Below are 11,973 nucleotides of genomic sequence, written 5' to 3' on the forward strand. Positions count from 1 at the left end.
CGACGGCGACGACGCGTCCGGCGTCGTCGTCACGAAAGCGCGGTGGCGTCCGGCGGTGGGGTGCCGTCGCCGAACGGCGAACCGCCCAGAGCCTCCCGCCCATGCGGCAGCGACCACCCGGACAGATCCGGCCCGGCCGGCACGATCCGGGACGGGTTCAGCTGGTGCAACACCTGGTAGTAGTGCCGCTTGATGTGGTCGAAGTTCACCGTCCCCGCGAAGCCCGGCGTCTGGTAGAGGTCGCGGGCGTACGCCCACAGCACGGGGTTCTCCGTCAGCTTCTCCCGGTTGCACTTGAAGTGCCCGTGGTAGACGGCGTCGAAGCGCACCAGCGTCGTGAACAGCCGGATGTCGGCTTCGGTGATGTGGTCGCCGACGAGGTAGCGCTGGTCTGCCAGCCGTGACGTCAGCCAGTCCAGCCGCGTGACGAGGTCGTCGTACGCGCGTTCGTACGCCTCCTGGCTCGCGGCCAACCCGGCCCGGTACACGCCGTTGTTGACGTCGCGGTAGACCAGCTCGTTGACCTCGTCGATCTCGTCGCGCCACGCCTCGGGGTAGAGATCCGGCGCGCCGGCACGATGGTAAGCGCGCCACTCGGTGGAGAAGTCGAGGGTGATCTGCGGGTAGTCGTTGGTGACGACCTGGCCGGTCGGGACGTCGACGATGGCCGGGACGCTGACGCCGCCGTCGTAGTCCGGGTCGGCGGCGGCGTAGGCCTCGGCCAGGAACTCGATGCCGAGGATCGGGTCGCGGTCCTCCGGATCCAGCGTGAAGCGCCAGCTGCGCTCGTCCTGGATGGGGTCGGCGACGGCCATGGAGATGGCGTCCTCCAAGCCCAGCAGTCGCCGGACGAGGACCGCTCGGCTCGCCCACGGGCAGGCCAGGCTGACCACCAGCCGGTACCTGCCGGGCTCCACCGGCCAGCCGGAGGCACCGTCGGCTGTGACGCGGGCGTCGAACCGGTTGGCGCCTCGAGTGAACTCGCCGGCCTCGTTCGTCGTCAGCTTGGTCATATCCGGACGCTACCCAGACGTCGCCGTCCTCACGCGCCGACGCCGGCCGCCGACGCGCGGCGCCGGCCCGATCGCGCCCAGGCGTCCTCCCGCTTCGGCAGGCAAGCATTCCTGGTGGAGCGGGAACACCCATGGTGGACGTGATCATTTCCAGGTCGGATGCAGGGCGTCGGCGAGCTCCAGGCGCGGCGGCGAGTTATGCTGACGACGAGCTGTCGACTCTGGCCGGGAGAGTTCTCCCGCACCCGGGCGGGAGGCGCCGAAGGGGCAACATCCCCGTCAACCTCTCAGGCATCAAGGACCGGTCAGTCGAGGCCACTCTGAAGTCGCCGCGCACAGCGGTGGTGACAGAGGGGGAGCACACTCGCCGTACCCGTGCCCGAGGAGCTCCGCCAGATGTCCCATCCGCTGTCGCAGATCGCGAGCGAAGCACCGTTCGTCGCCCGGCACGTCGGCCCGCGCGACGACGAGATCGCGAAGATGCTCGACGCCGTCGGTTACGACTCGCTCGACGCGCTCGTGGACGCCGCCGTACCGGACGCCATCCGCAGCGTCGGCGCGCTCGACCTCCCGCCGGCCAGCACCGAGATCGAGGCCCTGGACGAGTTGCGGGCGTTGTCGCGGCGTAACCAGCGGCACACCCAGATGATCGGCCTGGGCTACTACGACACCGTCACGCCGCCGGTCGTGGTGCGGCGGGTCCTCGAGAGCCCGGCCTGGTACACGGCCTACACGCCGTATCAGCCGGAGATCTCCCAGGGTCGGCTGGAGGCGCTGCTGAACTTCCAGACCATGGTGTCCGACCTGGTCGGTCTGCCGACCGCCAACGCGAGCCTGCTGGACGAGGCGACCGCGGCGGCCGAGGCGATGACGCTCATGCGCCGATCGATCCGCAGCAAGACGGCCGACACCGTCGTGGTCGACGCCGACTGTCTGCCGCAGACCATCGCCGTCATCCGGACTCGGGCCGAACCGCTGGGCATCGGCGTCGTCGTCGCGGATCTCGACCAACCGCTGCCCGACGGCGACGTGTTCGGCGTCGTCGTCCAGTATCCCGGGGCGTCCGGACGGGTGCGCGATCTGCGGCCGGTCATCGAGGCCGCGCACGAGCGGGGCGCGCTGGTCACCGTCGCCGCCGATCTGCTGGCGTTGACGCTGCTCACCCCGCCCGGCGAGCAGGGGGCGGACGTCGTCGTCGGTTCGTCGCAGCGGTTCGGGGTGCCGCTCGGCTACGGCGGACCGCACGCCGGTTACATGGCGGTGCGTGCCGGGCTGGAGCGTGGGTTGCCGGGCCGCCTGGTCGGTGTCTCCCGCGACGCCGCCGGAGCGCAGGCCTACCGGCTGGCGTTGCAGACGCGTGAGCAGCACATCCGCCGCGAGAAGGCGACCTCCAACATCTGCACCGCGCAGGTGTTGCTGGCCGTCGTGGCCTCCATGTACGCGGTGTGGCACGGCCCGGAAGGGCTGCGCGAGATCGCCCGGCGGGCGCACCGGCACGCCGTGGAGTTGGCTACGGCGCTGCGCGCCGGTGGCGTCGAGGTCGTCCACGACGCGTTCTTCGACACCGTGCTGGCCCGGATGCCGGGCCGCGCGGAGGCCGTCGTCGCCGACGCCGCCGAGCTACGCGTCAACCTCGGCCTGGCCGGCGCCGACCTGGTGCGCATCGCCTGCGACGAGGTCACCACCGACGCCGACGTCGCCCGGGTGCTGCGAGCCTTCGGCATCACGCCGGAGCCGGCGCAGGGCCGCGGCGACGGCGACGAGCACGACGCCATCCCGGCCGAGCTGCGGCGCACCAGCGGCTACCTGACCCACCCGGTGTTCAACACGCACCGCTCCGAGACGTCGATGCTGCGGTACCTGCGCAGGCTGGCGGACAAGGACTATGCGCTCGACCGCGGCATGATCCCGCTCGGCTCGTGCACGATGAAGCTCAACGCGGCCACCGAGATGGAGCCGATCACCTGGCCGGGGTTCGCCGGCATCCACCCGTTCGCGCCGGTCGAGCAGGCCGACGGCTACCTTGCGATGATCCGCCAGCTCGAGGGCTGGCTGGCCACCGTCACCGGCTACGACGCGGTCTCCATCCAGCCGAACGCAGGGTCGCAGGGCGAGCTGGCCGGGCTGCTGGCCATCCGCGCCTACCACCGGTCCAATGGTGACGACCAGCGCGACGTCTGCCTCATCCCGTCCAGCGCGCACGGCACCAACGCGGCGTCGGCGGTCATGGCCGGCATGCGGGTGGTCGTGGTCGCGGCCGCCGACGACGGCACCGTCGACCTCGACGACCTCCGGGCGAAGCTGGACGAACACCCTGACCGGCTCGCCGCCATCATGATCACCTATCCGTCCACGCACGGCGTGTACGAGGAAGGAGTCACCGAGATCGCCCGGCTGGTACACGAGGCCGGCGGCCAGGTGTACGTCGACGGCGCCAACCTGAACGCGCTGGTGGGTCTGGCCAAGCCGGGGGAGTTCGGCGCCGACGTCAGCCACCTGAACCTGCACAAGACGTTCTGCATCCCGCATGGCGGCGGCGGCCCTGGTGTCGGGCCCATCGGAGTGCGGGCGCACCTGTCGCCGTTCCTGCCCAACCATCCGATGCTCCCGGAGGCCGGACCGGCGACTGGGGTCGGTCCGATCGCGGCGGCGCCGTTCGGGTCGGCGTCCATCCTGCCCATCCCGTGGGCGTACATCCGGATGATGGGCCCGGACGGGCTGAAGCTCGCCACCCAGACCGCGGTCCTCAACGCCAACTACGTCGCGGCCCGGCTGCGCGAGCACTTCCCGGTGCTCTACACCGGTCGCGGTGGGCTGGTGGCGCACGAGTGCATCGTCGACCTGCGGCCGCTCACGAAGGCCAGCGGCGTCACTGTTGATGACGTCGCGAAGCGGCTCATCGACTACGGGTTCCACGCGCCGACGATGTCGTTCCCGGTGGCCGGGACGCTGATGATCGAGCCGACGGAATCCGAGGACAAGGGCGAGCTGGATCGGTTCTGCGACGCGATGATCGCGATCCGGGCGGAGGCGGACAAGGTCGCCTCCGGCGAGTGGGCGGCCGACGACAATCCGCTGGTCAACGCCCCGCATCCGGCGTCGTCGCTGGTGGCGGAGTGGTCGCACCCGTACGACCGGGCGACGGCCGTCCATCCGTCGCCGTCGTCGCGGGAGGACAAGTACTGGCCGCCGGTGGGGCGCATCGACGGCGCGTACGGCGACCGCCACCTGGTGTGCGCCTGCCCTCCGCCGGAGGCGTTCCAGGACTGAGCATGCCGGTCCCCCGGGGATGACCCCGGGGGACCCCGACCGAAGTCCAGGGTCACACGTCCGCCCCAGGTCGCATGTGCGGGCCGATTCCGCCGCGTAGGGTCGTCAGTGACGAGCCCACGGCCGAGCGGAGAACACGGGGACCATGAACGACGCCATCATCGAAGCTGCCCGGGACGTCATGGGCTCGCCGTGGGTCTATGCGATCCTTTTCGCCATCTCGGCGATTGATGCGTTCTTCCCCGCGGTGCCCAGTGAGAGCCTCGTCATCACCGCCGGTGTCTTCGCCGCCAGCGACGGCCAGCCGAACCTGCTGTTCGTCATCCTGTTCGCCGCCGCGGGCGCGTTCGTCGGCGACCACATCTCCTACTTCATCGGGCGCACCGCGGGCAGTCGGCTGCGCAACCGGCTGGCCGGCGGGAAGAAGGCCACCGCCACCTTCGCCTGGGCCGAACGCATGCTCGGCGAACGCGGCGGCCTGATCATCATCGTCGCCCGCTACATCCCCGGCGGGCGCACCGCCGTGACCCTCACGGCGGGCACGGTCGCCTACCCGCTGCGCAAGTTCACGCCGTTCGACGCGCTGGCGGCCCTGTCCTGGGGCACCTACTCGGGCATGATCGGTTACATCGGTGGTCACGCGTTCGAGGACAACCCGCTGCTGGGGCTCGGGGTCGGTCTCGGGATCGCGCTGGCGGTCACCGGCCTGGTCGAGTTGATCCGGCACCGCATGGCGGTGCGCAACAAGCGCCGGGCGGCCGCGGGGAGCGTGGCGTCGGAGTCGGCCGGGGAGTCCGCGGACGAGTCACCGGGCGACAAACCGCAGGAGCTGGTCTGACGGCGCTGGCCCCCGGCCTGTCCGCGGGTCTGCGGCCACACCTCGCGGTCGTCTCGCGACGCACCACAGGGCTCGGCGCGGGTGCCGTGCTCGCCTTGGCCGAGCTGGGTGCCCTGCTGCTGATCGGGCTCGCGCTGGTGCCGGTCGCGGCCTGGCGGCGTCCGCGCCGGCTGGTGCTGGGTGCGTCCGGCCCGATGGTGGCCCGGTTCACCATTACCGAGCGGCGTCGGCTGCGCCGGTGGTTCGGTGTCGACGCGCCCGCGCCGGCCACGTCCCGGGCGGCTCGCACCTATCTGACGGTCCGGTGTGGCGTCGGCCTGTTGGCCGGCGGCATCCTCCTCCTGCTCGCCTGGGGCCTGGTCATGGTCGGCGTGATGTTCGCGTCGTGGCTGCTCGACATTCCCAGGTCCGGCGACCGGGTGACCGGGTTGACCATCCTGTCGCTGATCCTCCCCGGGCTCGTCCTGCTGTACCTGGCCGTCCAGGGCCTGGTGGGTGTGACCGGGCTGGAGCGGTGGGCCGCGGCCCGCTACCTCGGCCCCAGCCGCACCGAGGCGCTGGAACGGCGCATCGAGCAGCTGGCCGAGAGCCGTGCGGGTGTGGTCGACGCCGTCGACGCGGAGCGGCGCCGCATCGAACGGGACCTGCACGACGGCGTCCAGCAACGGCTCGTGGCCCTGGGACTGTTGCTCGGCCGCGCCCGGCGGGCCACCGACCCGGCCCGGGCCGAGGACCTACTGCGCACCGCGCACGAGGAATCGCAGGGTGTGCTGGCCGATCTGCGCGCGGTCGCCTGGCGGGTCTATCCGACGGCGCTGGACACCCTGGGGCTGGAGGAGGCGCTGACGGCGGTGGCTGAGGGTTCCGGCGCCACCCTGGAGTTCGCCGTGGACGAGCCCCCGCCGCAACCCGTCGCCACGGCCGTCTACTTCGTGGTCGCCGAGGCCGTCACCAACGCCGTCAAACACGCCGCCGCCGGGCGGATCCGCATCGTGGTGCGCCGTGAGCCGGGCGGCGACGGTGACCTGCTTCGCGTGCGGATCCGCGACGACGGCGCCGGCGGCGCGGACCCTCGCGGCGGCGGGCTGTCGGGACTGCACCGGCGGGTGGCGGCCCTGGACGGCCGGTTCAGCGTCACAAGCCCGGCCGGGGGACCGACCGTCGTCGTGGCCGATCTACCCTGCCGGTGAACCCGGGCCGATGACCAGAAGGGCGAACCCGTGCGCGTGATCCTGGCCGAGGACTCCGTCCTGCTGCGGGAAGGGCTGGCCAAACTGCTGGCGGACGAAGGCCACGAGGTCGCCGCGGCGGTCGGTGACGCGGCTGCGCTGCTGGCCGCCGTGGAGCTGGACCGGCCGGACGTCGTCGTCGCCGACGTGCGGATGCCGCCCAGCCACACCGACGAGGGCCTGCGGGCGGTGCTGCGCATCCGGGCGACCTGGCCGGAGGTCGGCGTCCTGGTGCTGTCGCAGTACGTCGAGAAGCGGTACGCCGTCGAGCTGTTCACCGAGCACACCGAGTGCGTGGGCTATCTGCTCAAGGACCGGGTGGCGCACGTCGGCGACTTCCTCGACGCCCTGGATCGGGTGGCCGGCGGGGGAGCGGCCTTCGACGCGGAGGTGGTTCGCCAGCTGATCGCACGTACCAGCCACGGCGACCCGCTGCAGCGGCTGACCCCGCGGGAACGGGACGTGCTGGAGCTGATGGCGCAGGGGCACACCAACGGCGGGATCGGCCGCGCCCTGCACGTCTCGCAGAGCGCGGTCGAGAAGCATGCCAACGCGATCTTCGACAAGCTGGAGCTGTCGGCCGACGGCTACAGCCGCCGAGTGCTCGCGGTGCTGCGTTACCTCGGGTCGTGATCGCGGTGGCGGCCGGCGCGGTGCCGCGCCCGCTCGCGTCCGCTCTCAAGGCGTTCCTGCCGGTCGCGGCGGTTCTGCCGGATCCGCAGCACCACGAACGCCACCACGGCCACGACGACGGCGACGATGACGGCGTACTGGAACAGGTCGGTGTACTCCTCGACCGTCTCCCAGCTCTCGCCCAGCTGGTAGCCGAGCATGATGAACACGGTGTTCCAGATCAGACTGCCCAGCGCGGTGAAGGCCAGGAAGACCGGCAACGACATCCGCTCGACGCCGGCCGGGATGGAGATGAAGCTGCGGAAGATCGGGATCATCCGCCCGAAGAAGATCGTTTTGACGCCGTGTTTGGCGAACCAGTCCTCGGTCTTGTCGACGTCGCTCATCTTGACCAGCGGCAGTTTCGCCATGATCGCGCGAGTGCGGTCGCGGCCGATCGCCGCGCCCACGGCGTACCAGAAGATCGCGCCGACCAGTGACCCCACCGTGGTCCAGACGATGGCCGCGAGGAGATTCATGTCGCCGCGGCTGGCGGTGAAGCCGGCCAGTGGCAAAATGATCTCGCTGGGCAACGGCGGGAAGAGGTTCTCGGCGAAAATGGCCAGGCCGGCACCGACGGCACCCATGGTCTCCATGAGATCGACGGCCCAACCCGCCAGGCCGGTCATCTCGGTGGCAGGGGTGGACAAGCGGATGGTCACCCCCTGACCGTACGGGATGCGCTGCGGGCCGCACGATGAAGGAGGCCGCCCGAACGCCCTGCGGTTCTCCGCAGGGCGCTTCGGCCAGCATCGACACGCGGTGATCGACTCTCGGCGTGTTTGATCGGTTGGCGGCAGTCGTGCCGGTAGCGTCTGGTCTGCCGGGTTGCGGCGGGTTCGTCCAGGCGTGAAGCGGGGTGGTGTCGGTGTCCCGAGAAGTCCGAGCCGTCCTGATCCTGTGCCTCGTGCTGGGCGTGATCGTGGGCGCCGGCCGCGCCGGATCCCCTCCAGGTACGGCGGTGGCCAGCGCGCCGCAGCCGAAGACGTCCGAGCGGCTGCTGTCCAGCATGCCCGCCGGTGACCGGACCGCCGCACCGATGGCGGAGGTCGACACCGCCGGTACCCGGCACCTCACCGGCCAGGAGGGGAAGACGGTCGCGCTCACCTTCGACGACGGCCCGCATCCCGAGTTCACCCCGCGGGTGCTGCGGATCCTCCGCGACCACGACGTCACGGCGACGTTCTGCCTGGTCGGTGAGATGGCCGAGCTCCGGCCCGACTTGATCCGCGACATCGTCGACGACGGCCACACGCTCTGCGACCACACCGTGAGCCACGACACCGAGCTGCCCTCGCGCGACACGAGCGTCATCGAGGACGAGATCGTCGGCACGCTGACGTCGATCCGCGACGCCGTTCCCGACGTCGAGGTGCCGTTCTATCGCGCGCCCGGCGGCAACTTCGCCAGCAACGTCAACGCCATCGCCGGGGAGCACGGGCAGGTTCCGCTGGGATGGAGCATCGACCCCGGCGACTGGCGGAAGCCGGGAGCGCGCGCCCTGCACGACTACGTCGCCGAGCACATCCACCCCGGCGCGGTGATCTTGCTGCACGACGGCGGCGGCGACCGCGCCGGCACGGTCGACGCGCTGCCGGCGATCATTCGCACCCTGCGCCGGGCCGGCTACGAGTTCGTCGTCCCCACCGCATGACTCACGGTGTGGGAACCTGAGACCGTGACAGGGCGCAGCAGTACGCAGCACGAGTCGACCGGCAGCGGCGTGGCCCGGCTGGTCGGCCACGGCATCTGGATGCTCATCCCGGTGCTGAGTCTCAGCTTCCTCGCGTTCCTGCCGGCGGTGCAGGCGTGGTGGCGGGCTCGGACGGCCGGATGGCTGATCACCGCGCTCATCTTGACGGCGTCCTGTGCGGTCATCGTGACCGGGATGGCCCGCGACGCCGGTGGGGCGGGCTACGGTGCGCTGATCATCGGCACCGGCCTGGGCGGCCTGGTGGCGGCGGCGATCGCGCGTCCGGTCGTGTTCGACCGCCGCGCCGAGCCCGAGCTCGACCCGGCCGTGCGGGCTGTGCTGGACGGCCGCGAGCGTCGGCGGCAGGCCCGCGAGATCCTCGAACGTGACCCGGCGATGGCCGTGGAGCTCGGCATCGGCCGGCCCGACCTGCGCGGCGGCTACGACGACGGCGGCCTGGTCGACATCAACCACGTCGGGTCGGACGATCTCGTCGCGATGCTCGGCTGGCCCCGGGCGGCCGCCGACGGCTTCGTCGCCGATCGGGACCGGCGGCGCGGCTATGCGTCGCTGACCGAGATCGCGGCGCTGTCCGGGCTCGATCCGAGTCTGCTGGACCACGGCGCCGAACGTATCGTGCTGCTCCCGTACCGGCCGCGGTGACGGCGACATGAGTGATATGGGCGCACCTGGGGACCAGGACGACCCGGGCGGCGCAGCCGAGCCGCAGGGCCGGTTCGGCCGCTGGCGCCGGGCCGCCGAGTCGGCGGCGACGTCGGCGGCGTCGTCGGCGGGGGAGGCGCGCACCCGGCTGATCCACGAGATCGCGGCCGCGCTGGCGGTCCTGGTGCGCCGGGTTCGGCTGCCGCTGCTGGTCGTCAGTGTGCTGCCGCAGCCGTTCGCGCTGCTGCTGGCGTTGGAAGGGCTGGCCCTGGGCGGCACGCCCGGCGCGGTCGTGGCCGGACTGGCGGTTCTCGGCTCGGTGCCCGGCCTGTGGGTGCTGTGGCGACGGCAGCGGATGGTTCACGCGGTCGATTCGGTCGACGAGCTTGCCGGCGAGCTGGCGCAGGCCTACGACGTCGCCGGGGCCTGGGCGAAAGCCGGTGACGTCCTGACGAAGATGCGCTCGGCCGGCCCCGGGTTGCGAGGTGCCGGCCGCGCGGCGGGTGGCCTCTGGGCCGGCGTGCAGCTGACCCGCGAGCTGTTCGATCGGTTCTCGGACCTGCCGCGCGTTGCGCCGTTTCTGCCGGTGCGTCTGCAGTTCACCGCCTGCCTGTGTGTGGCGTCGATCGTCAGTGCGGTGATCTTGGCCGGGCTGAGTGCGCTGGGCCTGCTGGCCCTGGCCGCCGACGCCGTCATCTGACGCCTCGTCCGTTGATCATCAAGACTTGACCCGGCCATCGTCGGGTCAAGTCTTGATGATCAAGGGAGTCAGGATTCCGCCGTTGTGTACGGGTTGGTCGCCTGCCGTTGGTGTGGCTCCTCCAGGGTGTGACACGCGTAACTCCGTGCCCCCTGAGAACCGGAGGAACCCCCATGACCAGACGTGTCAGGCTGCTGGCCGGCGCAGGTATCGCCGTGATGACGGCGGGCCTGGTCGGCGCCAGCCTCGTGCCGGCCGGCGCCGAGACAGCTCAAGCGGAGACCGCCGAGACCGCGACCGGCGTCGTCTTCGAGGACCTGGACCGCGACGGCAGCCGCGACGACGGAGAGCCGGGCGTCGAGGGCGTGCCGGTGTCGAACGGCCTCGACGTGGTGCTCACCGACGCGCAGGGCCGCTACAGCCTCGCCGTCGACGACCAGACGATCATCTTCGTCAGCAAACCGGCCGGCTGGATGGTGCCGGTGAACGACGTCCAGCTGCCGCAGTTCTACTACACGCACTACCCGAACGGCACACCGTACGAGCTGCGCTACGGCGGGCTGGAGCCGACCGGGCCGCTGCCGTCGTCGGTGGACTTCCCGCTGCACCGGGACGACTCGGCCGACGAGACCTTCACCGCGCTGGCTTTCGCCGACCCGCAGACCCGGAATGTCGGTGAGATCGAGGACCTCGCCGTCGACGTGATCGCCGGGATCGTCGGGCACACCGACGCGACCTTCGGGCTCACCGTCGGCGACATCGTCAACGATCCGCTGGACCTGTTCGCGCCCCACAACGAGGCGGTGGCCCGCATCGGCATCCCGTGGTGGAACACGCCGGGCAACCACGACCAGGACTACGACGCGCCCACCGACGAGAACGCCACCGACACCTACAAGGCCACGTTCGGGCCGACGGACTACTCGTTCGACTACGGCCGGGTGCATTTCGTCCTCATGGACAACGTCGAGCACGCCGGGCCCGGCCACGGCTACCGCGGGTACCTGAGCGCGGAACAGCTGCAGTGGCTCGAGAACGACCTGCGGCACGTGCCCGAGGACAAGCTCGTCGTGATCGGCACCCACATCCCGCTGGCCACCGACGCCACCGCCTCCACCGGGGTGAACACGGTGAACGTGGCCGAGCTGTTCGAGCTGCTGGAGACCCGGGAGCACATCTACACGATCGCGGGCCACGACACGAGCAACAGCTGGCAGATGTACCTGGGGCCGGAGCGCGGCTGGTTCGGCCCGGGCGCGTTCCACCACCAGGTGCTCGCCGAGGTCCGCGGCGGCGGCTGGACCACCGGCCCCACCGACGAGCGTGGCGTACAGGCCGCCGACATGGCCGACGGCAACCCGAACGGCCACTACGAGATCGAGTTCGACGGCACGACCTACACGCCGTCGTTCAAGCCGGCCAGCCTGCCCGAGGACTACCAGATCCGGCTCACCTTCGACGGCGGCTGGGGTGACGAGGTGCGCGTCCCCGGCGGACCGAGCGGATCGGCCGGATTCGCGCCCGGTGACGTGCGGTTCCACGCCCGCGACTGGATCGGCGGCAATGTCCCGCGCCCGGCAGTCACGGCGAACGTCTTCGACGGCGGCGAGCGGCACTCCGTTGAGATCAGTGTCGACGGCGGGCCGTTCGTGCCGATGACGCACCTGGAGCCGGCGAACGACCCGTACATCTCGGTGCTCAGGTCGACGCTCAGCGGGTCCGAGCGGCCGCCCGCGCCCGAGCCGTCGTCGCACCTGTGGTCGTCCCAGCTGCCGCGCGGCCTGCGGGTCGGCGAGCACACCGTCACCGTCCGCAGCACCGACCCGCACGACCAGGTCTCCGAGACGTCCTCGACGTTCGAGGTGATCCCCGGCCGCCCGTGACAGGGTCCCGCG

At 71.4% G+C, this 11,973-nt stretch carries 10 protein-coding genes and 1 riboswitch; of the genes, 8 read left to right on the forward strand and 2 right to left on the reverse strand.

Annotated features, from left to right (window positions below; translation table 11 throughout):
* Positions 1-29 precede the first annotated feature (29 nt).
* Positions 30-1,013, reverse strand: a complete 984-nt coding sequence (locus JIAGA_RS0112025) for a glutathione S-transferase family protein (protein WP_026875846.1) — start codon at positions 1,011-1,013, stop codon at positions 30-32.
* A 216-nt stretch (positions 1,014-1,229) separates the two neighbouring features.
* Positions 1,230-1,327, forward strand: a riboswitch (glycine riboswitch).
* Positions 1,328-1,409: 82 nt separating this feature from the next.
* On the opposite strand from JIAGA_RS0112025, the gene gcvP reads away from it, so the two are divergent.
* The 4 genes from gcvP (at position 1,410) to JIAGA_RS0112045 (ending at position 6,983) form a co-directional block, all read left to right on the forward strand.
* On the forward strand, positions 1,410-4,283 hold the full coding sequence (gcvP, locus tag JIAGA_RS0112030) for an aminomethyl-transferring glycine dehydrogenase (protein WP_026875847.1): 2,874 nt from the start codon (positions 1,410-1,412) through the stop codon (positions 4,281-4,283).
* 145 nt (positions 4,284-4,428) lie between these two features.
* Positions 4,429-5,121 (forward strand): DedA family protein, encoded by a 693-nt coding sequence (locus JIAGA_RS29330; protein ID WP_051426000.1) that lies wholly within the window; start codon positions 4,429-4,431, stop codon positions 5,119-5,121.
* A gap of 86 nt (positions 5,122-5,207) precedes the next feature.
* Positions 5,208-6,311: a sensor histidine kinase gene (locus tag JIAGA_RS0112040; protein WP_211239620.1), complete on the forward strand. Its 1,104-nt coding sequence runs from the start codon at positions 5,208-5,210 to the stop codon at positions 6,309-6,311.
* 30 nt (positions 6,312-6,341) lie between these two features.
* Positions 6,342-6,983 carry a response regulator transcription factor gene (locus tag JIAGA_RS0112045; RefSeq protein ID WP_026875849.1) on the forward strand — a complete coding sequence of 214 codons (642 nt, stop codon included), beginning with the start codon at positions 6,342-6,344 and terminating at the stop codon, positions 6,981-6,983.
* Here JIAGA_RS0112045 and JIAGA_RS0112050 read toward each other — a convergent pair.
* Positions 6,968-7,651: a VTT domain-containing protein gene (locus JIAGA_RS0112050; RefSeq protein WP_035814048.1), complete on the reverse strand. Its 684-nt coding sequence runs from the start codon at positions 7,649-7,651 to the stop codon at positions 6,968-6,970. The two genes, JIAGA_RS0112045 and JIAGA_RS0112050, sit on opposite strands and share 16 nt — an antisense overlap.
* Positions 7,652-7,890: 239 nt before the next feature.
* Here JIAGA_RS0112050 and JIAGA_RS0112055 point away from each other — a divergent pair, with 239 nt between their 5' ends.
* From JIAGA_RS0112055 to JIAGA_RS29340, 4 genes are all read left to right on the forward strand, one after another.
* Entirely contained in the window at positions 7,891-8,676 is a 786-nt protein-coding gene (locus JIAGA_RS0112055) for a polysaccharide deacetylase family protein (RefSeq protein WP_157553054.1), read from the forward strand.
* Positions 8,677-8,700: 24 nt separating this feature from the next.
* Positions 8,701-9,378, forward strand: a complete 678-nt coding sequence (locus JIAGA_RS33085; RefSeq protein ID WP_157553057.1) for a hypothetical protein — start codon at positions 8,701-8,703, stop codon at positions 9,376-9,378.
* A 7-nt stretch (positions 9,379-9,385) separates the two neighbouring features.
* Positions 9,386-10,078 carry a hypothetical protein gene (locus tag JIAGA_RS0112065; RefSeq protein ID WP_157553060.1) on the forward strand — a complete coding sequence of 231 codons (693 nt, stop codon included), beginning with the start codon at positions 9,386-9,388 and terminating at the stop codon, positions 10,076-10,078.
* Positions 10,079-10,251: 173 nt separating this feature from the next.
* Positions 10,252-11,961, forward strand: a complete 1,710-nt coding sequence (locus JIAGA_RS29340; RefSeq protein ID WP_051426002.1) for a calcineurin-like phosphoesterase C-terminal domain-containing protein — start codon at positions 10,252-10,254, stop codon at positions 11,959-11,961.
* Positions 11,962-11,973 lie beyond the last annotated feature (12 nt).

It is taken from the genome of Jiangella gansuensis DSM 44835 (genome assembly GCF_000515395.1).
Lineage (GTDB): Bacteria > Actinomycetota > Actinomycetes > Jiangellales > Jiangellaceae > Jiangella > Jiangella gansuensis.